This is a genomic window from Nocardioides sp. zg-1308 (genome assembly GCF_013155375.1).
Lineage (GTDB): Bacteria > Actinomycetota > Actinomycetes > Propionibacteriales > Nocardioidaceae > Nocardioides > Nocardioides renjunii.
In genome coordinates this window covers 730,599-753,023 of record NZ_JABJQY010000002.1, presented here as the reverse complement: position 1 = coordinate 753,023, position 22,425 = coordinate 730,599, and the positions used below count along the sequence as shown (strand labels likewise).

The 22,425-nt window shown below is 71.3% G+C and carries 20 protein-coding genes and 1 riboswitch; of the genes, 9 read left to right on the top strand and 11 right to left on the bottom strand.

Annotation, left to right across the window (positions count from 1 at the left end; genetic code table 11):
• Positions 1-41: 41 nt before the first annotated feature.
• Positions 42-887: an aldo/keto reductase gene (locus tag HN031_RS05410; RefSeq protein WP_172267350.1), complete on the bottom strand. Its 846-nt coding sequence runs from the start codon at positions 885-887 to the stop codon at positions 42-44.
• Positions 888-974: 87 nt separating this feature from the next.
• Complete coding sequence (locus HN031_RS05405) at positions 975-1,787, bottom strand: pentapeptide repeat-containing protein (RefSeq protein WP_172267347.1); 813 nt, start codon at positions 1,785-1,787, stop codon at positions 975-977.
• Between the two features lie 269 nt (positions 1,788-2,056).
• On the opposite strand from HN031_RS05405, the gene HN031_RS05400 reads away from it, so the two are divergent.
• Genes HN031_RS05400 through HN031_RS05385 form a run of 4 tightly spaced genes read left to right on the top strand, consistent with a single transcriptional unit; the run spans position 2,057 to position 5,779 of the window.
• A complete protein-coding gene (locus HN031_RS05400; protein ID WP_172267345.1) occupies positions 2,057-3,541 on the top strand; it encodes a cobyric acid synthase in 1,485 nt (494 codons plus the stop codon).
• The gene (locus HN031_RS05395) at positions 3,538-4,287 is read left to right on the top strand and encodes a cobalt-precorrin-6A reductase (protein WP_172267342.1); all 750 of its coding nucleotides are present in this window, start codon (positions 3,538-3,540) and stop codon (positions 4,285-4,287) included. The genes HN031_RS05400 and HN031_RS05395 overlap by 4 nt, the downstream gene beginning before the upstream one ends.
• A 60-nt stretch (positions 4,288-4,347) precedes the next feature.
• Positions 4,348-5,337: an RNA polymerase subunit sigma-70 gene (locus HN031_RS05390; protein ID WP_172267339.1), complete on the top strand. Its 990-nt coding sequence runs from the start codon at positions 4,348-4,350 to the stop codon at positions 5,335-5,337.
• The gene (locus HN031_RS05385; protein WP_172267336.1) at positions 5,330-5,779 is read left to right on the top strand and encodes a DUF6069 family protein; all 450 of its coding nucleotides are present in this window, start codon (positions 5,330-5,332) and stop codon (positions 5,777-5,779) included. Before HN031_RS05390 ends, HN031_RS05385 begins: the two co-directional genes overlap by 8 nt.
• Here the strand turns inward: HN031_RS05385 and HN031_RS05380 are convergent.
• From HN031_RS05380 to HN031_RS05355, 6 genes are read right to left on the bottom strand one after another with little or no spacing between them, the layout of a single operon-like run.
• A complete protein-coding gene (locus HN031_RS05380; RefSeq protein WP_172267333.1) occupies positions 5,763-6,710 on the bottom strand; it encodes a cobalamin biosynthesis protein in 948 nt (315 codons plus the stop codon). The genes HN031_RS05385 and HN031_RS05380 overlap by 17 nt on opposite strands.
• Entirely contained in the window at positions 6,700-7,704 is a 1,005-nt protein-coding gene (gene cobC / locus HN031_RS21885; RefSeq protein ID WP_172267330.1) for an Rv2231c family pyridoxal phosphate-dependent protein CobC, read from the bottom strand. The genes HN031_RS05380 and cobC overlap by 11 nt, the downstream gene beginning before the upstream one ends.
• Positions 7,705-7,709: 5 nt before the next feature.
• A complete protein-coding gene (locus tag HN031_RS21880; RefSeq protein WP_367650658.1) occupies positions 7,710-9,149 on the bottom strand; it encodes a cobyrinate a,c-diamide synthase in 1,440 nt (479 codons plus the stop codon).
• Entirely contained in the window at positions 9,146-9,760 is a 615-nt protein-coding gene (gene cobO / locus HN031_RS05365; protein WP_172267326.1) for a cob(I)yrinic acid a,c-diamide adenosyltransferase, read from the bottom strand. The genes HN031_RS21880 and cobO overlap by 4 nt, the downstream gene beginning before the upstream one ends.
• A 1-nt stretch (position 9,761) precedes the next feature.
• A complete protein-coding gene (bluB, locus tag HN031_RS05360) occupies positions 9,762-10,478 on the bottom strand; it encodes a 5,6-dimethylbenzimidazole synthase (RefSeq protein WP_172267323.1) in 717 nt (238 codons plus the stop codon).
• Positions 10,475-12,541, bottom strand: a complete 2,067-nt coding sequence (locus tag HN031_RS05355) for a magnesium chelatase subunit D family protein (RefSeq protein WP_172267320.1) — start codon at positions 12,539-12,541, stop codon at positions 10,475-10,477. Before HN031_RS05355 ends, bluB begins: the two co-directional genes overlap by 4 nt.
• Positions 12,542-12,564: 23 nt before the next feature.
• A riboswitch (cobalamin riboswitch) is annotated at positions 12,565-12,712 on the bottom strand.
• An 18-nt stretch (positions 12,713-12,730) separates the two neighbouring features.
• Between HN031_RS05355 and cbiE the strand changes: the two genes are divergently transcribed.
• Together cbiE and HN031_RS05345 are read left to right on the top strand one after the other, a co-directional pair.
• Complete coding sequence (gene cbiE / locus HN031_RS22205; protein ID WP_172267317.1) at positions 12,731-13,948, top strand: precorrin-6y C5,15-methyltransferase (decarboxylating) subunit CbiE; 1,218 nt, start codon at positions 12,731-12,733, stop codon at positions 13,946-13,948.
• A gap of 399 nt (positions 13,949-14,347) precedes the next feature.
• Positions 14,348-16,444 carry a hypothetical protein gene (locus HN031_RS05345; protein ID WP_172267314.1) on the top strand — a complete coding sequence of 699 codons (2,097 nt, stop codon included), beginning with the start codon at positions 14,348-14,350 and terminating at the stop codon, positions 16,442-16,444.
• A 382-nt stretch (positions 16,445-16,826) separates the two neighbouring features.
• Here the strand turns inward: HN031_RS05345 and HN031_RS05340 are convergent, their stop codons facing one another.
• Positions 16,827-17,276: a hypothetical protein gene (locus HN031_RS05340; RefSeq protein ID WP_172267311.1), complete on the bottom strand. Its 450-nt coding sequence runs from the start codon at positions 17,274-17,276 to the stop codon at positions 16,827-16,829.
• Between the two features lie 182 nt (positions 17,277-17,458).
• A complete protein-coding gene (locus tag HN031_RS05335) occupies positions 17,459-18,109 on the bottom strand; it encodes a potassium channel family protein (protein WP_216652055.1) in 651 nt (216 codons plus the stop codon).
• 593 nt (positions 18,110-18,702) lie between these two features.
• On the opposite strand from HN031_RS05335, the gene HN031_RS05330 reads away from it, so the two are divergent.
• The gene (locus HN031_RS05330; protein WP_172267308.1) at positions 18,703-19,239 is read left to right on the top strand and encodes a hypothetical protein; all 537 of its coding nucleotides are present in this window, start codon (positions 18,703-18,705) and stop codon (positions 19,237-19,239) included.
• A 48-nt stretch (positions 19,240-19,287) separates the two neighbouring features.
• On the opposite strand, the gene HN031_RS05325 is transcribed toward HN031_RS05330, so the two are convergent.
• The gene (locus tag HN031_RS05325; RefSeq protein ID WP_172267305.1) at positions 19,288-19,680 is read right to left on the bottom strand and encodes a hypothetical protein; all 393 of its coding nucleotides are present in this window, start codon (positions 19,678-19,680) and stop codon (positions 19,288-19,290) included.
• A gap of 153 nt (positions 19,681-19,833) precedes the next feature.
• On the opposite strand from HN031_RS05325, the gene HN031_RS05320 reads away from it, so the two are divergent.
• The gene (locus HN031_RS05320; RefSeq protein ID WP_172267302.1) at positions 19,834-20,478 is read left to right on the top strand and encodes a response regulator transcription factor; all 645 of its coding nucleotides are present in this window, start codon (positions 19,834-19,836) and stop codon (positions 20,476-20,478) included.
• Positions 20,475-22,235, top strand: coding sequence for a sensor histidine kinase (locus tag HN031_RS05315; RefSeq protein WP_172267299.1), 1,761 nt, complete (start codon positions 20,475-20,477; stop codon positions 22,233-22,235). Before HN031_RS05320 ends, HN031_RS05315 begins: the two co-directional genes overlap by 4 nt.
• Positions 22,236-22,425: the final 190 nt, after the last annotated feature.

Below are 22,425 nucleotides of genomic sequence, written 5' to 3'. Positions count from 1 at the left end.
GGCGGCCATCGTGCCGCCCGGCCTCCTGTGCGTGCTGCGGGTCAGTCGGGGATGTAGTCGAACGAGTCGGGGTTGGGGCCGGTCCGGCCCTTCTCGCCCTTGTCGAGCGCGGAGATGCGCTCGACCTCGTCGTCGGTGAGGGAGAAGTCGAAGATCTCGAAGTTCTCCTGCATCCGGCTCGGCGTCACCGACTTGGGGAACACGATGTCGCCCCGCTCGATGTGCCAGCGCAGCGTGACCTGGGCGGCGGACTTGCCCTTGGCCGACGCGATCTCGGTGAGGACCTGGTCGTCGAGGACCTGGCCCTGGGCGATCGGCGACCACGCCTCGGTGGCCACCCGGTGGGAGGCGTTGGCGGCGCGCACGTCCTCGTTGGTGAAGTAGGGGTGCACCTCCACCTGGTTGATCACGGGGGCGACGCCGGTCTCGTCGACGATGCGCTGCAGGTGCGCGGGCTGGAAGTTGGACACACCGACGGACGTGGCCCGGCCGTCCTCGACGAACGAGGTCAACGTGCGCCAGGTCGAGACGAAGTCGCCGTCGTAGCGGGTGGGCAGCGGCCAGTGGATGAGGAAGAGGTCGATGCGGTCCAGGCCGAGGTCGGTCAGCGTCTGCTCGAACGCGCGCTCGGCGGCGTCGGGCTCGTGGAAGCCGTTGTTGAGCTTGGACGTGACGTAGACCTGCTCGCGCGAGACCCCGGCGGTGCGCAGCGCCTCGCCGACCTCCTTCTCGTTGCCGTACATCTCGGCGGTGTCGATGTGGCGGTAGCCGACCTCGAGGGCCCGCGTCACCGCCTCGACGGTGCCGGCGGGTTCGATCTGGAACACGCCGAAGCCGAGCTGCGGGATGGTCGTGCCGTCATGGAGCGTGATGCTGGGAACGGTCATGTGAGGCACAGCACGGCGGCTCGCGGGGGTATTCCGGCGCTCACCCCTTGTGGTGAGGTCCCGACACGCCCGCTCGCCGGCGCTCGACTACTCGACCACCGAGGGAGCGCCTCCCCAGTGGCCGGGGCGGGAGAGGCCCGGCGGCAGGGCGGTGGCGGCGTCGCCGATCGCCCCGTTGACCTGCGGCTGGGTGAGGAAGAGCGTGGTCGAGAGGTCGCAGCCGCGTACGTCGGCGTCGCGCAGGTCCGCGCCCAGCAGGTCGGCGTCGGCCAGCCGGGCGCCGCGCAGGTCGGCGCGGATCATCAGGGCGCCGCGGAACGTCCAGCCCCGGTGGTCGCCGCCCAGGCGACGCCCGGCCAGGTCCCGGTGCGAGCGGTCGCCCGCGGCCGGCCACGACTGGCGTACGCGGGTGCTGGCGTCGGCGAGGAGGCGGCCCACCCGCCCCTGGAGCCCGTCGACGTCGGAGGTGAGGAGGGTCTCGGGGTCGGCGCCGGTCAGCGCCTCGATCTCCGCCCGCACCGCGGCCGTCGCCGGGTCGGGCGAGCGCCGGTCGACCTCGGTGAGGTGGACGAGCATCTCGTGGAGCTGTCGCATCACCGACAGGACGGCGCCCATCTCGGCCCGGCGGTGGGGCGGGCCCGGTTCCCGCCACGAGACGCCGGCGTAGGTGACCTGCGAGACCTGCTGGCCGGCGCCGAAGCACTCGAACACCGTGCAGCCCGGCCAGCCGTCCTCGCGGAGCGTGGCGTGGATGCCACAGCGGTCCTCGTCGAGGAGGTTGAGGCACGGGCGGCCGCCGGGCTTGTCGACGCCGAAGCCCGCCGCGGCCGAGAAGGGGAGGAGGACGCAGCACAGCCCGAAGCACTGCGCGCAGTCCGAGACCAACCCAGGTGTCGCCACCTGGGCATCATTTCACGCGAGTGGGGAGCCGGTGCGCCTCAGTGGTACCAGTTGTTCTGGATCGCGAACGCGTTCAGAACGGTCAGCACGAAGAAGAGCACCGCGACCACTCGGTTGTCGAGGAGGAGCTTGGTCATACAACGATTCTCTCCCGTCGTCCCGAGAACGAAACAAGTCGCAGGCAAAATCTTCCCCGACTGTGGGTACGCCGCCCGCGCGACGCCGCCCGCCGGTCCGCCTCGGGGGTTCGGCTCTCTAGGCTGGCGACCGTGAGTGCGCTGCTGGTCGCCGGTACGACGTCCGATGCCGGCAAGACCATCGTCACCACCGCCCTCTGCCGCGCCTTCGCCCGCCGGGGCGTCGCGGTCGCGCCGTTCAAGGCGCAGAACATGTCCAACAACTCGATGGTGTGCGCCGACGGCGCCGAGATCGGCCGCGCCCAGTGGGTCCAGGCGGTCGCGGCCGGCGTCGAGCCGGAGGCCGCGATGAACCCGGTGCTGCTCAAGCCGGGCGGCGACCGGCGCAGCCACGTCGTGGTGATGGGCCGGCCGGCGGGGACGCTGGACTCCCGCGACTTCGTCGGCGGGCGCACCCACCTGCGCGACGCGGCGTACGCCGCCTTCGACGAGCTGCGCTCGCGGCACGACGTCGTCGTCGTCGAGGGTGCGGGCAGCCCGGCGGAGATCAACCTGCGCGCCGGCGACTACGTCAACATGGGCCTGGCCCGACACGGGGACGTGCCGACGGTCGTCGTCGGCGACATCGACCGTGGCGGCGTCTTCGCCGCGATGTTCGGCACGGTCGCGCTGCTCTCCGCGGCCGACCAGGCGCTGGTCGCGGGCTTCGTGGTCAACAAGTTCCGCGGCGACCTCGACCTGCTCCGGCCCGGGCTCGACGAGCTCCGGTCGCTGACCGGGCGGGCGGTGTACGGCGTGCTGCCCTGGCACCCGGGCCTGTGGCTCGACTCCGAGGACGCGCTCGACCTCGAGGGTCGCCGCGCCGAGGAGGCGGAGGCCCGGCTGCGGGTCGCGGTCGTCCGGCTGCCGCGGATCTCCAACTTCACCGACGTCGACGCGCTGGGCATCGAGCCGGGCGTCGACGTCACCTTCGCGTCCGAGGCGCGCGCGCTCGCCGGCGCCGACCTCGTCGTGCTGCCCGGCACCCGGGCGACCCTGGAGGACCTGGCGTGGCTGCGGGCCCGCGGGCTCGACCGGGCCGTGCTCGCGCACGCCGCGGCCGGCCGGCCCGTGCTCGGGATCTGCGGCGGCTTCCAGATGCTCGGCACCCGGATCTGCGACCCCGACGGGATCGAGGGCGAGGCCGGCGCCGACGTGCCGGGGCTCGGGCTGCTCGACGTGACCACCACCTTCGGCACCGAGAAGGTGCTGCGGCTCCCGAGCGGGACCGCGCTCGGGGCGCCCGCCCACGGCTACGAGATCCACCACGGCCGCACCACCCGCCACGGCGGGGAGGAGTTCCTCGGCGGCGCCCGCTCGGGGGCCGTGCTCGGCACCATGTGGCACGGCAGCCTCGAGGGCGACGAGCTCCGGCGGGCCGTCCTCCGCGAGGCGGCCGCGGCGGCAGGGGCGGCGTACGAGCCCGCGACCGTGAGCTTCGCCGAGCAGCGCGGACGCCGGCTCGACCTCCTCGGCGACCTGGCCGAGGAGCACCTCGACGTCGACGCGCTGCTCGACCTCGCCACCTCGGGCGCGCCCGCCGGGCTGCCCGCCCTCGCCCCAGGAGCGTCGCGATGAAGGTCCTGCTGCTCGGCGGCACCAGCGAGGCGCGCGAGCTCGCGGCGCTGCTCGTCGACACCGAGATCGACGCGGTGTCGTCGCTCGCCGGCCGGGTCGAGCGCCCGCGGTTGCCCGCCGGGGAGGTCCGGATCGGCGGCTTCGGCGGCGTCGACGGGCTGCGGTCGTGGCTGCGCGAGGAGGCCGTCGAGGCGGTCGTCGACGCCACCCACCCCTTCGCGGGCGGCATGACCGCCAACGCCGTGGCGGCCTGCGCGGCCGAGGGCCTGCCGCTGCTGCGGCTGGCCCGGCCCGGCTGGGCGGGGGAGCCCGGCTCGGACGACTGGCACTGGGTCGACGACCACGACGAGGCCGCCGGGCTCGCCGCCCGGCTGGGTGGGCGCCCCCTCCTCACCGTGGGTCGCCAGCCGCTCGACCGCTTCGTCGGCCCGCTGGCCGGGCACCGCGCCGTCGCCCGGGTGGTGGACCCGCCGACGATCGAGGTGCCCGACCCGTGGACCGTGCTGCTCGACCGCGGCCCCTACACGCTGGCCGGCGAGCTGGAGCTGTTTGGGGACCACGCCGTCGACGTGCTGGTGACCAAGGACTCGGGCGGCACCTACACCTGGCCGAAGATGCAGGCCGCCGGCCAGCTCGGCGTGCCGGTGGTCGTCGTACGCCGTCGCGGTGCCCGTCCCGACGGCAGCGATCCCGTCGAGAGCGTCCCCGACGCCGCCGGCGCGCTGAGGTGGCTCCGGGGCGAGTGATGAGTTCTGGCGCCCGTCGCCGTCACAACCACGACAGGATGTCGAGGGAAGGACGAAGCGATGAGTGTGGACACGCAACTGGAGGAGCGGACCGTGGGCGAGCTCGACGAGCAGGCGTTCTCGGCGCAGGCGGAGCGGCACCGGCGCGAGCTGCACGTGCACTGCTACCGGATGCTGGGGTCGTTCCAGGACGCTGAGGACGCCGTGCAGGAGACGTTCCTGCGCGCCTGGCGTCGGCGCGAGACCTTCGAGGGGAGGTCGACGCTGCGGGCCTGGCTCTACAAGATCGCCACCAACGCCTGCCTCGACCTGCTCGACAAGCGCCGGCCCGAGCCGGCGACCGGCGGCGAGGTGATGTGGCTGCAGCCCTACCCCGACCGGCTGCTCGACGAGCTGCCCGCGGCGGACGCGGACGAGCCGGAGGTGGTCGCCGTGGCGCGCGAGACGATCGAGCTGGCGTACGTCGTCGCGGTGCAGCACCTCGCCCCGCGACCGCGCGCCGTGCTGATCCTGCGCGACGTGCTGGGCTGGCCCGCCAAGGAGGTCGCCGAGCTGCTGGGCGACTCGGTCAACTCGGTCAACAGCGCCCTGCAGCGGGCCCGGGCCGGGATGCGCGAGCACCTGCCGGCCGAGCGGCAGGAGTGGACCGGCGCCGAGGACGACGCCGACAACCGCGAGCTCGTGCGCCGGTTCACCGAGGCCAGCGTGGGCCCGGACCTCGGCGCGCTCGCCACGATGCTGCGCGACGACGTGCGCTACTCCATGCCGCCCTACGAGGGGCTCATCGTAGGGCGGGACGCGGTGGTCGCGGACTGGACGGCCAACGGCTACCCGGAGATGACCGGCCTGCGGTCCGTCGTCACGTCGGTCAACCGGCAGCCCGCGGTGGGCTACTACCTGTGGCGCGAGACGGCCGGTGCCTTCCTGCCGATCACGATCGACGTGCTGCGGATCAGCGGCGGTGCGGTCACCGAGGTCACCATCTTCGGCGAGGAGCAGTTCGCGCTGCTCGGCCTCCCGGAGCGGCTGGAGGTGGACGGCGATGAGTGACACCTCGATCGACGACACCGCGCTCGCCACGCGCGCCGGCTTCGGCGCGCGGGTGGGCAGGCTGGTCGTGGGCGGCCTCGTCGCGACGGTCGGGACGGTGGTGGTCACGACCGTCGCAGCGGCCGCGATGGAGGCGCTCGGCGTCGACTTCCGGGTCGAGGGCGGGGAGGTGATCCCGGTCTCGGGCATCGGCTTCCAGGCGGGTGTCTGGTCGCTGGTCGGCGTCGTCATCGCCGCCGCGCTGCTGCGCTGGAGCGGGCGTCCGGCGGACCGCTTCCTCCGGACCGCGGTCGTGCTGACGGCGCTGTCGCTGGTGCCGCCGGTCCTGTGGGGATCGGGCACGGACACCGTTGTCGGGCTGGTCGTGCTGCACCTGGTGGCGGCGGCCGTGATGGTCCCGGCGCTCACCCGGCTCCTGCGGAGGGTCAGCGGCCCTTCCTGAGGGCCAGCAGCACCGCGACGACGACCGCTCCGGTCCCGACCTGGTCAGCCAGGTGGACGGAGCGGTCGATGTCGTCCGTGGTGGGAGGCGGGCCGTCGCCGAGCAGGACCCGGTCCTCGACGCCGTGCGGGTAGTGGTTGCGCCCACCCAGCCGTACGCCGAGCGCGCCGGCGAAGGCCGCCTCGACCACGCCGGCGTTGGGGCTCGGGTGGTGGCGCGCGTCGCGGGCCCAGGCGCCGATCGCGGCCGTTGGCGAGCCGCCGACGACCGGGGCGAGGGCCGCGGCGAGCAGGCCGCTGAGCCGCGCGCCGGGGAGGTTGAGCAGGTCGTCGAACCGCGCGGACGCCCACCCGAACCGGCCGTAGCGCTCGCCGCGGTGGCCGACCATCGCGTCCAGCGTGTTGGCGGCGCGGTAGCCGAGCAGCCCCGGCGCGCCGAGCACCGCACCCCAGACGAGGGGCGCGACCACGGCGTCGGAGGTGTTCTCCGCGACCGACTCGACGGTCGCCCGGCTGACCTCGGCTGCGTCGAGGTGGGTCGGGTCGCGGCCGACGAGGTGGGTCAGCCGCTGCCGGGCGCCGGGCAGGTCGCCGCTGGCGAGGAGGTCGTGTACGGCGCGGGCTTCCCGGCCGAGCGAGGTGCCGCCGAGGACGGTCCAGGTGGCGGCGGCGGTGAGGAGGGTGTGCACGACGAAACGGTTGCCCGCCCGCCGCTCCGCGATCGCGCCGGTCGCCGTCACCGCGCCGACGAGCACGGCGAGGTGGACCACGCCGCGGGCGCGCGAGTCGGCGTACAGCCGCCGCTCGAGCGCTGCGGCCGCGGTGCCGAAGAGCGCGACGGGGTGGCCTCGGCGCGGGTCGCCGAACGCCCGGTCCGCGAGGTGGCCGAGCACCAGGCCGAGCGCGCGGCTGTGCCGCCGGTCAGGTGACATCCGCCAGCGCCTCCATCGCGTCCAGGAGGGGGGCGGACACCTCGGGCGGGCGCACAGCGATTCGGACCCAGGAGTCGTCGAGGCCCGGGAACGTGTCGCAGCGGCGTAGGGCGAAACCCCGGGCACGCAGGGCCGCGTGCACGCCGGCGCCGGGCCGGGCGAGGACGAACGGCGCGGTGCTCGGGACGTGCGGGATGCCCGCCTCCGTGAGGCCGTGCTGGAGGTGGTCGCGCCACGCGGCGACCCGGGCGTCGCGCACCTGCGCCTCGATCCGCGCGGCGTCGCTCGTGCAGGCGACCATTGCCGCGGCGGCCGGGGTGGAGACGGACCAGGGCGGCTGCAGCTCCCGGAGGGCGGCGACGGTGTCGGGCTCGCCGAGCACGTAGCCCGCCCGGAGCCCGGCGATGGCCCACAGCTTGGTGAGGCTGCGGACGACGAGCAGCCCGGGGACGGGCGCGTCCGCGAGGGTCTCGGCGCCGTCGTCGTTGAAGGCCTCGTCGACGACGACGAGCCGGCCGGGCCGGGTCAGGCTGCGCAGGGCGGCGGCCGGGTGACGTACGCCGGTCGGGTTGGTCGGGTTGCCGACGACCACGAGGTCGGCGTCGTCGGGGACGTGGGTGGGATCGAGGGTGAAGAGGCAGTCGATGTTCAGCGACACGTGCACGGGAGTGGTCCCGGCCGCCTGCAGGGCCACGTCGGGCTCGGTGAACTGGGGGTGCACGACGACCGGCCTGCGCCAGCGCCGGAGCCGGGCCACGAGGGTGAAGGCCTCCGCGGCGCCTGAGGTCGCGAGCACGTCGGCGGGGTCGCGGCGGTGGCAATCGGCGAGCGCCGCCTCGGCCGGCGCGGCGTCCGGGTAGCGGGCGAGGTCGGTCATCGACGCGGCGATCGCGGTGTGCAGCCACGGGGGCATCGGCGCGGGGTGGACGTTGACGGCGAAGTCGACGAGACCGGCGGTGGCCTCGCGGTCGCCGTGGTGGCGCAGGTCGCTCACCGCGCTCACCGCAGCGCTGCGGTCACCGGCACCGCGGCCGCGGCCGCCTCCGCGAACCGCGCGGCCAGGTGCGGGTGGCCGGCCCAGTGCACGTGGAGGTACGACGCGTGCAACGTCCGCGTCGCGACGCCGGCCGGGAGCGGGCCGTCCGGGCCGTCGAGCCACCATGCGGGCCGACCGCCGGGGTCGCCGAGGAGCCCGGTCCGGTGGAACTCGTGGCCGGTGGCCCGCTCGCCCGGCCGCGACAGGAGGTCGTGGCCGACGGCCCTCGCGGTGCGGTAGGACAGCGTCAGGCGCGGCGCCATCGCGGCGTCGGCACCGATCGCGCCGACCATGTGCGCCGGCTGGCCGGACGGGCCGGCGACGGTGCGGCAGAGGTAGAGCAGCCCGGCGCACTCGGCCACGGTCGGCAGGCCGCGCTGGACGGCGCCGCGGATGTCGTCGAGGAGCTCCGCGTTGGCGGCGAGGTCGAGCGCGTGCATCTCGGGGAACCCGCCGCCGAGGTAGAGCCCGGTGGTGCCCTCCGTCAGCCGCCTGTCGGTCAGCGGGTCGAGGTCGACGACCTCCGCCCCGGCGGCCTCGAGGAGCTCGACGGTCTCGGCGTAGCGGAAGGTGAAGGCCCGGCCGGCTGCGACGGCGATCCGCGCCCCCCGCCCGGGTAGTCCAGTGACCCGCGGTCGTCCGGACGGCCCATCCGCAGCCGTTTGCCACTGGACTACCCCGGCGGCGGCGTTCCACGGCCGCTCGTGCAGGTCCGGCGCCGCCGACGCCAGCCGTACGACCGCCTCGAGGTCCACCCGCTCGGCGATCTGCCCCGCCAGCCGGTCGAGCGCAGCCGCCGCGTCGCCGCGCTCGGCGGCCGGCACGAGCCCGAGGTGCCGCGACGGCGCCTCGATCCCGTCGTCGCGCTGGAGGATGCCGAGCACCGGCACCTGGTCGCCGATCGACCGGACGACCTCGTCGGCGTGACGGGCAGAGCCGGCCTTGTTGAGGATCACGCCGACCACGTCGACCGGCGGCTGCGCCCAGGTGCGGAGTCCGTGGATCGTCGCCGCGACGGTGCGCGAGGCCGACGAGATGTCGACGACCAGCACGACGGGGGTGCGCGTCACGGCGGCCACATGGGCCGTCGACGCGAAGCCGTCACCGCCGATCTGGCCGTCGTACAGCCCCATCACGCCCTCGACCACCGCGAGGTCCGCGCCGGCGGCGCCGTGGAGGAGGAGGGGTACGAGGCGCTCCTCGCCGACGAGGTGCGGGTCGAGGTTGCGGCCGGGGCGGCCGGTGGCGAGCGCGTGGTAGCCGGGGTCGATGTAGTCGGGGCCGACCTTGTGGCCGCTGACGGTGTGCCCGGCGCGGGCGAGCGCGGCCATCAGGCCGGTGGCGACGGTGGTCTTGCCGTGGCCGGAGGCGGGCGCCGCGACCATGAGGCGGGGCAGCGTCACCACTCGATGCCTCGCTGGCCCTTCTGCCCGACCTCCATCGGGTGCTTGACCTGGCCCATCTCGGTGACGAGGTTGGCGGCCTCGACGAGCCGCGGGTCGGCGTGGCGGCCGGTGATGACGACGTGCTGGCGGCCGGGCCTCTCGACCAGGGTGGAGACCACGTCGTCGACGTCGACCCAGCCCCACTTCATGGGATAGGTGAACTCGTCGAGCACGTAGAGGTCGTGCCGCTCCTCGGCCAGCGCCCGCTTGATCTCCTGCCAGCCCTCGGCGGCGTCGGCGGCGTGGTCCTCCTCGGTGCCGGCCTTGCGCGACCATGACCAGCCCGAGCCCATCTTGTGCCAGGCGACGGGCCCGCCCTCGCCGGTCTCCTCGTGCAGCTCACCGAGGCGCTCGAGGACGGTCTGCTCGCCGATGCGCCACTTGGCGGACTTCACGAACTGGAAGACCCCGATGCTGAAGCCTTGGTTCCACCCGCGCATCGCCAGGCCGAAGGCGGCCGTCGACTTGCCCTTGCCGGGGCCGGTGTGGACGACGATGAGCGGGCGGTTGCGGCGCTCGCGCGTGGTCAGGCCGTCGTCGGGGACGGTGGTCGGGACTCCCTGCGGCATCTCAGCCCCTCCAGCTCTCGAGGTGGACGGCGTCGTCGAGCGAGCGCCCCTTCCGCCAGCCGTGCCGGACCAGGTCGGGCACCTCCTGCAGCTTGCTGACCGGTCCGAGGCAGAGCCACGCCACTGGTCGTACGCCGTCGGGCAGGCCGACGAGGTCGGCGAGGAACTCCTCGCGGTAGAACGACACCCACCCGACGCCGAGGCCCTCGGCGGTCGCGGCGAGCCAGAGGTTCTGGATGGCGAGGCAGGTGGAGTAGAGGCCGGTGTCGGCGATCGCGTGGCGGCCGAGCACGTGCTGCCCGCCGCGTGCCCGGTCGTAGGTGACGACGACGCCGAGGCCCGACTCGCGGATGCCCTCGACCTTGATCCCGTCGAAGGCCTCGCGGCGCTCGCCCTCCAGCTGCTCGGCGAAGACCCGGCGCTCGGCCTCGACGTGCTCGGCGAACGTGTCTCGCGTGGCCTCGTCGGCGACGAGGACGAAGTCCCACGGCTGGCTGTGTCCGACGCTCGGCGCCTCGTGCGCCGCCTGCAGGACCCGGCGCAGGACGTCGCAGTCGACGGCCTCGCCGCAGAACTCGGCCCGTACGTCGCGCCGGCGGGCGATGACGTCGTAGAGGTCCCGGCTGGAAACGGTGAGCTCCTCGGAGGTCTCGGGGTCCCCGCGGCGTTGTTCGGGGGAGCGGAGCGGAGGAGAAGAACGTCGTGGGGTGAGTTTCATGCCACCCTCGCCACGCCCGCCAGCGCCTGGGCGCTGACCTCCGCGATCGGGAGGTGGGTGGCCCGCATGTGCGTCGCGAGCTGGCCGGCGAGGCCGAGCCGCATCGGGCCCTGCTCGCAGTCGACGACGACCGCGCTGGTGCCCTGCTCGGCGATCCACCCTGCTGCCTGTCGGCTCCTCGTCACGGCGTCCGTGCCGTGCGTCGCGCGGCCGTCGGTGATGACGATGAGCAGCGGGCGGCGCCGCGGGTCGCGCACCCGCTCGATCCGCAGCACCTCGGCCGCGGCCAGCAGGCCCTCGGCGAGGGGCGTACGCCCTCCCGCGGGCAGGTCCGCGAGCCGCTTCGCCGCGATGTCGACCGAGTGGGTCGGCGGCAGCGCGACCTCGGCCGAGTCGGCGCGGAAGGTGACGAGACCGACCTTGTCGCGGCGCTGGTAGGCGTCGAGCAGCAGGCTGAGGATCGCGGTCTTGACCTGCTCCATCCGCTTGCGCGCCGCCATCGAGCCGGAGGCATCGACGCAGAAGAGGACCAGGTTGGCCTCGCGGCCCTCGCGTCGCGCAGTGCGGAGGTCCGCCTGCTCGAACCTGATCCGCCCGTCAGTCCTGCCCCGGTTCCGCTGGTGCGGCGCGGCCGCGCGGATCGTCTCGACGAGGTGGAGCCCGCCCTGACCGGTGGGGTCGACCCCGGCCCGGCGGCCGTTGGTCGTCAGTGCGCGGGACCGCTTGCCCGACTCCCCGGCGCCCGTGCCGGTCACCTCGAACCGGCGGACCTTGTAGGGGTCGGTGGCGCCGATGACACTCTCCATCGCTGGTCGAGTAGCCCCCTCACCCTCACTCGGTGGTCGAGTAGCCCCCGAGGAACGAGGGGGCGTATCGAGACCCTGATCCTCGGTCTCACTCGGTTGATCGGCGCCGTTGCTCTCACTCGGTGGTCGAGTAGCCCCCGAGGAACGAGGGGGCGTATCGAGACCCTCCCCATCCGAGTCCGGGCCCTCACCGTCACCCTCCCCCTCCGGCTCCGGCGGAAGCGGCGGCTCGGGCTCCGGCTCCTCGTCCCCGAGGACAGCGTCGAGCAGCTCCTCGTCCAGCCCCGGCGCGTCGAAGGGGTTCCGCCGCCGCCGGTGCGGCAGCGCGAGGAGCGCGGCCTGGCGGATGTCGGCCCTCGTGACGGTGGTCCGGCCGTGCCACGCGGCGTGCGCGACCGCCGTACGCGTGGTGACGATGTCGGCGCGCATCCCGTCGACCTCGAAGGCGGCGCACACCTCGGCGACCTTCGTGAGCACCGCGTCGGTGAGCTCGACCTCGGGGAGCAGCTTGCGGGCGGCGACGATCCGGTCCGTCAGCGCGCGCTCGGCGTCGGCGTACGACGCGACGAAGGCCTCGGGGTCGGCGTCGAAGGCGAGCCGTCTGCGGACGACCTCGGCGCGCAGGCGGGGGTCACGCGGTGCGGCGATCTCGACGGTGAGGCCGAAGCGGTCGAGGAGCTGGGGGCGGAGCTCACCCTCCTCGGGGTTCATGGTGCCGACGAGCACGAAGCGGGCGGCGTGCGCGACCGAGACGCCGTCGCGCTCGACGGTCGAGCGGCCCATCGCGGCGGCGTCGAGCAGCAGGTCCACGAGGTGGTCGTGGAGGAGGTTGACCTCGTCGACGTAGAGGATGCCGCGGTGCGCGCGGGCGAGCAGGCCGGGCTCGTACTCGGCGACACCGTCGGCCAGCACCTTCGAGAGGTGCAGCGAGCCGAGCACGCGGTCCTCGGTGGCGCCGACGGGCAGCTCGACGAGGCGTACGGGCCGGGTCTCGGTCTCCGCGTCGAGCGGCCAGGTGCCGTCTGGGGAGGTGTCGCCGGGCGCGCTGGAGAACCGGTCGCCGGTGACCACCTCGATCGGCGGCAGCACGGAGGCGAGGGCGCGGACGGTCGTGGACTTCGCCGTGCCCTTCTCGCCGCGCACGAGGACACCGCCGACCTCGGGGGAGATGGTCGTGAGGACCAGGGCGAGCGTCATGTCGTCGGCCCGGTCGGCCCGGGGGGCGACGACGGCAGACAGGGGGTACTGCAGTGGCATGGGGGCTCCCGCTCTCGTTGCCAGCTCAATGGGTGGCGGGAGGCCGGTCTTCGGACTTCTCGGATCGCCATCTTCGACGTCTCGAGTCACCGCAGCGGGCCCTGTGCCGGATTCTCACCGGCTTCCCAGATTCTCCCCAGACTTCGGGGCACCTCTCGCCTTGTGCGCGTCACGATAGCGTCTGCGGTCGTGTCTGCCACTGGGGTGCCCACGGAGGTCGTGGTCGTCGGGATCGGGGCCGACGGCTGGGCCTCGCTGCCTCCGTCCTCCCGTGATCTCGTGCTCGGGGCGTCGGTGCTGTGGGGTGGCGCGCGGCACCTGTCGCTGGTGCCTTCCGTCCCGGGTCAGGAGCGGGTGCCGTGGCCCTCGCCCCTGGCTGCCTCTCTGCCTGGGCTCCTGTCGGAGTACGCCGGCCGCGCGGTCGTCGCGCTGGCGTCGGGGGACCCGCTGGTGTCGGGGATCGCCACGACGCTCCTCGACCTCGGGGCTCCGGTACGGGTGCTGCCGGCCGTGTCGTCCGTCGCGCTGGCGCGGGCTCGGATGGGCTGGTCGGCGGAGTCGTGCGTCGTGGTGTCGCTGGTGGGCCGGCCTCTTGAGCGTCTGGTGCTAGAGCTAGCACCGGGCCGTCGGATCCTGGTGCTGTCGTCGGACGCTTCGACGCCCGCTGCCGTCGCATCTCTGCTGACCTCGTCCGGCTGGGGCTCGTCGCGGCTGACCGTCCTTGGCGAACTGGGCTCGCGGTCCGAGTCATCGACTTCCGGGGTCGCGTCGTCGTGGTCGGCGGAGTCACCAGCGTTGAACGTCATCGCGATCGAGGTCTCTGGAAACGGCCTGGCGTCTTGGGCGCCTGGCCTGCCCGACGACGCGTACGAGAACGACGGTCAGCTCACCAAGCGCGACCTCCGCGCCTCCGCCCTCGCCCGGCTCATGCCCGCCCCCGGCCAGCTGCTTTGGGACGTCGGCGCGGGGGCCGGTTCGGTTGGTATCGAGTGGATGCGCGCACACTCGACCTGTCGCACGATCGCGATCGAGTCCGACCCCGAACGAGCCGCGCGTATCGGTCGGAACGCTCACACCTTGGGCGTTCCCGACCTGCAGGTCGTCGCGGGCCGGGCACCTGACGCCCTGTCCGGGCTACTGGCGCCGGATGCGATCTTCATCGGCGGCGGCGCCACCCGCGAAGGCGTCTTCGACGCCTGCCTCGCGGCGTTGAAGACCGGCGGCCACCTCGTCGTCCACGGCGTGACCCTCGAGACGGACACGCTCCTCGCCAAGGCGTTTGCCGACCACGGTGGCGAGCTCACGCGCATCAGCGTCGAGACGGCTGCGCCGGTCGGCGCCTTCACCGGCTGGACGCCAGCGCGAGCCGTCACCCAATGGGCGTTAATCAGCACCCCTTCTAGTTGAGGCACTCGACCTACGACCCTTCGCCCAGAATGGACGCCTCCCAAGACGCAGCCAGGAAGAGTGGCCCGACACATCGGACCGAGGTGCGACGCTGATCCGCTTCGTGACAGGTTCCTAGCGCCCCGCCCGTTCTTACGTCTGCCCGAAGCCGGTTCGGCCCGTCGGCTTCGCGTCCGTCGGGTTTGCTGAGCGCGAGCCTCCTCAACCAGCCTGATGCCGAGTTCGCCCCCTCGCCAACTCCGGAGTGTCGGTGCCAAGCCGAGCAGGGCCCTCTACCTTTGCTCCATGTCGTCTCAGCGTTTCACTCTCGCCCTTCGTGAACTGGATCCATCCGACTGGCGCCTATTCGAGAGGCTGTGCTCGGAGTTCTTGTCCGTCGAATTCCCAAGTCTGCGGACGATGGCTGCACCGATGGGCGACAAGGGCCGCGACGCACAGTTGTTCGTGCCAACTGAGGCCGTTAAGACCGCCTTCCAGTACTCCGTGGCGGAGGACTGGGAAGCCAAGATCAACAGGACGGCCGCTCGACTAGCAGAAACAATGCCGGAAACCACCGAGCTGGTTTACTGCACGAACCAGGTGATTGGGCCTGCCGGTGACGCGCTCGTGGAGCGGTTCCGGAAGAACCGAAAGATCGCGCTCGACATCCGTGACCGATCCTGGTTCGTCGAGCGTGAAAATTCGCACGAACAGCGCCAAATCGCCGCCGAAGAGTTGGCCAAACGTGTGGTAGATCCTTTTCTCAGTCGTAAAGGCATCACGAGCCGAACTGCGACAGCCCTATCCGAGGACGATTCGCGGCTAGCGCTGCTCCATCTTGGACTTGAGGGTTACGACGCCGAGACCGACCGCAATCTCACGAAAAGTTCGTTCGAGGCGTTAGCGCTGGCCGCGCTTCACGGCTCTAGTGCCGAGAAGGCGGTTAGTCGGGAGAATATCGTCTCGGCCGTGAAACAGTTCGTGCCAAGCGATAACGCGTCCCAAGTGGAAGCTCATATCGACGGGGCCCTGAGAAGATTGTCCGCAAAGAATGGGCGGGTGAAGTTTCTGGCGAAGACTGACGAGTATCACCTCGCCTTCGTTGAGCAAGTACGTCACCGAGAGGCACAAGCGGACTTCGTCGCAAACGAACTGCAACTCCAAGACGAGTTGACCGACGCTATCATAAAGCTTGGCTTGGCCGTCCCGGATGATGCCTGCGTCGCGCTGGCGGCAAATCTTCGTGAGGGCGTCGAGAGAGTGCTTTTCAACCGAGGTGAGGCCTTTGCGCGGGCGGTCCGAACCTCTGTGATGTCGCAGCTGGACGTAGACGAAGTGCTCTATGTGTTGACGGCGCAGGGGATCAGCGTCGAACCTCTGAGTAAGGCTGCAGCCGCGGAGGTGATGTTCTCAGTTCTGGAGGACCCCTCGCGGTCGACTCAGGCGCACCTGAACCGCCTCGCCGACGCGTACACATTGTTTGCCTTCCTGCGCCAAACCCCCGACGTTCAAAAGGTGGTCCTCAGCATCTTTTCTGACGGCGAGATATGGCTCGACTCGACCATCGTCTTGCCGCTTCTGGTCGAGACCCTTCTGGAAGACGAGGCTGAGAGACATTACACCGTGCTTTTGCGCGCCGCGGTCGATGCAGGATTCCGTCTGTACGTTACAGAAGGGATCATCGAGGAGATTGAGCGTCACCTAAACCGCTCACTTACCTTTGCTCGCACCGAATCGTCAGAATGGCGGTCGGGTGTTCCATTCGTCTACGCCGGATTTGCACTGTCGGGGCGATCGCGCGGCGAGCTCTTCGATTGGCTCTCTGAGTTCCGCGGCAGAGTGAGCCCGGAGGAAGACATCTCGGAGTATCTCGAAGAAGAGTTCAACATCCGAACTCGAAACCTGACCGCGGAGGCCGACGCAGCCCCTCAGGAGCTTCGAGGGGCCATCCAGGAAGTCTGGATGGAAGCGCACGAGCGCCGACGACAGCGAAGCGATCGTGCCGACATGGGCGTTGAGATCGCGAATCGCTTGGTTGCTCACGACGTTGAGAACAGCGTTGGAGTCATCATGCTGCGCTCGCGCGCCGCTCGATCAGGCACGGGATACCAGCAATGGTGGCTGACGCTAGACCGAATCGCCTTCTCGCTTCGCGAAGCACTGAAGGACCGCCTCTCCGGCCAGGCTCCTCAGTCTCCCGCGCTTAGCCCCGATTTCTTAGTGCAGTTGCTGCGGCTAGGACCACTCAGAACGGCAGTTGAGCGAGAACAGCGGGTGGCGCTGCCATTCGTCACCGCTCTTAGCCGGTACGACTCCATCCCGAAGGAGCTGATCGAGCTTGCGGACGAAACCCGACGTCGCTACGAGGGCCAATCGGAGCGTGTTGTGCGCCGCCGGGTTCGGGACGCGCTCAACGAGATGCGCTGGAAAGAAGGGCCGGAGGCTCGCGGTGGCGTTAAGGCCGTAGAGGCGCGGGTAAAGGCACGCCTTCAAGCCCAGGCGGAGCGGCTGTCTTGAATTGAACACAGCAATAAACTAGTGCTATCCGCCGGTTAGTCGACGCCGACCGGGCGTTCTTTTGCAACACGAGGGCGTGGTTGCTGTGAGGGCGCGGCTGGCTCTACGATCGTCCGCGGCCGAGGAGACGCCGTGCGCTTCACGCAGCGTCCGTCAGCCTGCGTCGTTTCGCCGCTTGTCGACTACGGCCTGGTTCCGGAAGCGGCGGACGAAGTGTGCCGGCCCGCTCGTCGACCAATCGACGATGGGTTCGGAGCACCCCGGCCCGCAGGGGAACCGTCGATTCTTGAACGCCAAGTATGATTACGGCCTCCGGCAACCGCACCGAACCGGGGCTTGCGTTGAAGTTGGTGGCATCGGAACCGCCCATCCACCGGCGAAGTCATTCGACTTTCGATGTCGCATTCGCGGTCCATGTCGGTCGAGCGGTTCCCCAGCTCTCGCTCTGCGAAGAATCAGTCGGACTAGCCAACTTTGGAAGGTGTTCAAGCACCTGGTTTACTGCCACGACTGCGATCGCGGCAATGACTCCCAACCACGTCCAATACGCCAACCAAGATTCAAGGCCGCCGTTGGCGGCGCCGTACAGCACGACCGCCTCCATGAGCGCCAGGTACGGCGCCAACGCGACGTTGTAGAAGGGATCCCAGATCCGAACCCCCGAACGCGTGGTCACCTCACGGCCGGGAATGACCGCGACTAGCCAGAAGACCGGAAGTACTTGGGCGACGAGAGCGCACATGCCCCTGTCCATCTGGCGAAACGCTGGCAGTATGAGACCGCCGCCGAGGAACCAGTCATAACCGCGAAGCCACCACTCGAGCAGGTCCATGCGACTACTCTGGTCCATTCGGCCCGCGAGCGCGTCGCTATTGTCATGTCGACTTCTCCGGTCGGCCGAGCGTGTGCCCGCGACCTCCGGACTCCTGAGGAGTCAGTGACGGTTAGGGATAGCCCATTCCGCCGCCTGGCGGCGCGGCTGGCCATCGGGCGTGCCGGAATCCGAGTGGGCGTTCAGTCGTTCTGTTGGTTGGCGTGCTGAACGTTTTCGATCAACCATGTTGCGATCACCGCGGTGAGCGATCCCACGAGCGCGATGCCGACGAGCATGAGCCCAACCGCGATGAACCGGCCTTGAGTCGTCACGGGGAAGTGGTCGCCGTAGCCGACCGTGGTGACGGTGGTGCAGGCCCACCACAGCGCGTCTCCCGCAGTCGTGATGTTGGCATCGGGGGCGTCCCGTTCTGCGTCAAGCACGGCGAGTGCTCCGAGCGAGACCGCGAAGAGAGCCGAGCCCGCGACGTAGACCGCGACCTTCCCCGCGAGTCCACCGACCGCTGATCGGTTGATGATCCGAGCAAAGGCCAAGAGCCTCAGTAGGCGGAGGGGCCGAAACATTGGCGCGGCGATGAGCACTACGTCGTACCAATGGCGCAGTGCATAGGAGCGACGCCGGTCCGATAGCGCGAGCCGGATAACGAAGTCGATTGTGAACGCCAGCCAGACGGTCCAGGAGGCGTAGAAGAAGAACGTTGCGAGGTCTGGGTGGAGGTCGGGATTGAGAATCGGCCATGCGTACGCGACGAGGAAGGCCCCCGCGAGCAGGAGCAACGGAACCTCGCTCGTCTTCTCCCACGTCTCCACGCGGCTGAGTTCCCGAGACACGGCTGCACGCTACTCCGGAGCGACCGCACGGTTGAGTAGATCCGTCCAGCGGGCGCAGGCGGCGATCTCAGATTTCGTTCATCCGCTCCACGCTTGCAGTGCACAGTCCGGCGAGCGCGCCCCGCCGCAGCCACCTGCGGTAGTTCTCAGGTTGTTGACCCTGAGAGCCACCGAGCAGGCGCGTCCTTCCACCGTGTCGGCGGTCCTAAAATGGGGCGTTGCCCCGGCCGCCGTGAGGTCTTGCCCCGCCGCCGCCGTCGCCGCCAGTCCTTTGGGGGGATTCGCCTCAAACCGACAACGGCGCGGCCCTCGCTCGGATTAAATTGACACCCACGTCGTCTCTGGAGTCTCAATGCCGAAGCACCACCCCTACTCCCGTCTCGAGTTCAGGCGGCGGCTGAGGGCCTGGCTTCTGCGCAACCTCAAGCTTGTCGCCGGCCTGACCGGCGCCCTTGTCCTGTCAGTCGGTTTTCTCGCTGGGTTACTGCTGCTCACCGCTCCGGATTCTCGCCTGTCGTGGTGGCTGCTCGGCGCGGTGCCCACTGCCCTGGCGGCCGGATATCTGCACCTTCTCCACACGGCGTTCCTGGCGCATGACTCCGAAGCCATCTGGCACGTTCGAGGTGCGGGGCGAGGACAACACTCGTGACGAGTTGCGGCGGGCCAAGCGGAAGAAGCTCGTGTGGGGTTGGATCGACAGCTTCGGCCTGCAGGCCGGCGACATCGACCATCTCGTCGTGACCCGCAGGGGCGGCCTGGTGGCTGTCGACTCGAAGTGGCGGAGCCGGGTTGATGACGCGACCGAGATGGCGCGGGCGGCGCAGAAGGTACGACTGCGGGCCGAGGCGTTGACCCGCGATTTCCTCAAGGGCGATTCGCGAGGCAGCCGACGCGCGAAGGTCAATCCGCTCAGTGTCACCTCGGTCGTCGTCCTGTGGGGCCCCGCTCAGCATGGCATTCCAGACGGCGCGAGCATCGACGGAATCGAGTTCATTGCCGGCAGGAAGCTCGTGCACTGGCTACGACGCCTCGACGGCGAGCATGTCGACGAGGCTGCGGCCGACGACGTCCTTCGACAGCTGGAAGCGCGCCGCGCCTCGACCAAGAGCCGAAGCGCTGCATCGTCGTGAACAGCGCCGCCGGACCCCCCACGGCCCGGCGGCGTACTGCAGCAGACCTCACCCGCGCTTCGCCGGCGAGAAGATCAGCACCGTGAACACCACCGTCACCACGACTCCGGCAGCGACGAGGACCTTGAGCGCGGCCGGAACGTCGACGAAGAACGCGGGCAGTGAGGTCAGGGTGACGATGATCAGGCTGGCGGCGGTCAGGCGGGCGGCGGGGCGGCTGCCGGTGCGCCAGGCCATGACGCCACCGACGAGGGCGACGGCGGCGAGGACCGTGCAGACCCAGAGGATCGCCATCGGCGGACCGTCCTCCCCGTTGGGAGTCGGCATGAAGGCGCTGGGCAGGTTCGTCAGCGCGTAGAAGATCGCGATGCCGAGGCCGACCTTGTTCTTGGTGCTCCAGGTCGCGGTCGGGGAGGTGGCGGCGGGTGCGGTGGTGGTCATCAGAAGCTCCTTGGTCGGGTGGTGGTGCTTCCAGAGTCGTGGCGCGCCCGCCGGCGGGCATCGGCGTACATTCCCCATCATCGAGGACGACTCCCGGCTCGGGTAGGTGCAGGATCCCGGGCCAAAGGCGCCCCGAGGCGGGACGATGAGCACATGAGCCCGATCCGCGTCGTCCTGGTCGACGACCACCCGGTCGTCCTCGGCGGATTGCGCGCGCTGCTCGAGTCGCTGCCGGACTTCGAGGTGGTCGGGACGGCGACCGACGGCGAGGCGGGCGTGCGCGAGGTCGTGCTGACCAAGCCGGACGTCGTGCTGATGGACATCCGGATGCCGGGGATCGACGGCCTGGAGGCCACGCGCCGGATCCGGGAGAGCACGAGCGGCGTACCGGTCCTCGTGCTCACCATGTTCGACGACGACGACACGGTGTTCGGGGCGATGCGCGCGGGCGCCCAGGGCTACCTGCTCAAGGGGGCTGACCAGGCGGAGATCGATCGGGCGATCCGGGCCGTCGTCGCAGGGGAGGCGATCTTCAGCCCGGGCGTCGCCCAGCGGGTGCTCGGCTACTTCGCCGTACCACCGCCGGTGGCCGAGCCGTTCCCCGAGCTCACCGCTCGCGAGCGCGAGGTCCTCGACCTGATGGCCGCCGGCGAGCGCAACCAGGCCATTGCGGACCGGCTCTTCCTCTCACCGAAGACCGTCGCCAACCACATCTCCTCGATCTTCGTGAAGCTCGCCGTCGCCGACCGGTCCGCCGCCATCGTGCGTGCGCGGCGCGAGGGGCTCGGCGGGTCATGACGCCCGTCCTCGCGGCCACGGCCTTCCTCGGCGTGGTGACGACGGCGTCGGGCTGGTTCATCCGGCAGAGTGGCCGGTCTCTGTGGTCTGCCGCCTGCCTGGTGCTCGGTGGCATCACGCTGCTCCTCGGGTGCGCGGCCGTCGTGCTCGACCTGGACGGGGTCCCCTCGCCGGTCCTCCGGCTGGCCGGCTGCCTGCTGCTCCCGCTCGCCGTGCTGGCGTACCCGCGCCTCTCCTGGCGCGAGCCGGTCTCCTTCGTGCTCCTCGTGGTCGTCATCGGCGCGGGAGTGCTGAGCGTCGCCTGGGAGGACGCGTTCGGGCTGATGGGGTTCGTCCTCGTCGGCGCACTGCTGGTCCACGTGTGGTGGGCGCTCGAGCAGGGCGACGTCGAGGACCGCCGCGCGCTGACGTGGAGCTCGCTGGCCTGGATCGGCGCCGGGCTCGCGGCGGCGTTCGTCGCCTTCCTCAGCGAGTCGGCGGGCGTTGTGGAGTTTCCCGACCTCGACGCCGCCTTCGTCGCCGTCATGGCGCTCGGCCCGGCCGCGATGGTCGTCGGCGTGGTGCGCCCCGAGGTGGTCGACGTACGCGGTCTCGTGACGCGCGCCGTCGTGGCGGCGACCGTCGTGGTGGCGTACGTCGCCGTCGCGGTCGGGCTCACCTCGGCGGTCGAGGCGGCCCGCGGCCGTTCCCTGGAGGCCACCCCGACGATCGTGCTGTGCGCGGTGCTCGCCTTCGGGGTGCGGCCGCTGCAGGTGATGCTGCGCGGCGTCGTCGACCAGCTGCTCTTCGGCGACCGACCCGACCCGCTGGCGGCCGCGACGTCGCTGGCGGACCGGATCGGTGACGACCCGGCGCTCGCGCTGGACGCCGTGCGCGAGGCGCTGGTGCTGCCATACGCGAGCATCCGTGCCGGCGGGGAGGTGCTGGCGTCGTCGGGGACAGCGGTCACGCACACGCGGGTGCTTCCGTTGCGGCTGGGCGACGACGAGGTGGGCGAGGTCGTCGTCGGCCTGCGGGCCGGGGACTTCGGGCTGTCGGCCGCGGACGAGGACGTGCTGCGGATCGTCGCGCCCCTGCTGGCGCAGACCCTGCGTGCGCGGCAGATGAGCCGGGACCTGCAGAGGTCGCGCGAGGCCGTCGTGGCCGCCGTCGAGGAGGAACGACGCCGGCTGCGGCGCGACCTGCACGACGGCCTCGGGCCGACGCTCAGCGGCGTCGCGTTCGCGACCGACGCCGCGCGCAACCAGGTGCGGTCCGACCCCGACAAGGCCGACGCGCTGCTCGTGCAGCTCCGCGCCGACACTGCCGAGGCGATCACCGAGATCCGCCGACTCGTCGACGGCCTGCGGCCGCCGGCGCTCGACGAGCTCGGGCTCGAAGGGGCGATCCGGCAGCACGCGGCGACCCTGCACTCGGCCGCTGGCACGCCGCTGCCGGTGACGGTCCGGGTGCCCGAGCCGCTGCCCGCACTGAGCGCGGCCACCGAGGTGGCGGCGTACCGCATCCTCGTCGAGGCGCTGACGAACGTCGTACGCCACTCGGCCGCGTCGCACGCCGACGTGTCGCTCCACGTCGAGGACCATTCGCTCGTCCTGGCGGTGCGCGACGACGGCGGGTCTGCGAACGGCTGGACCCCGGGCGTCGGGATCACGTCGATGCGCGAGCGGTCGCTGCAGGTCGGCGGGACGCTGACGGCGTACGCCACGCGCGACGGTGGGCTGGTGGAGGCGGCGATCCCGCTGGGGCCGTCGGGGTGAGGCTCGGTAGTTCTCCATCACCCCCCACGGCAGCGGCACGACGTACCACTCCTCGACGTCCTGGACGGCTGGCGTCGCGCGGACGCCGGTGACCTTCTCGCTCATCGCCTGGGCGACTGCGGACCAGTCGGCCGTCTCCACCATGCGACCCTCGAGGTCGTCCCACGCGAGGGCAGCGAGGTCGCGCACC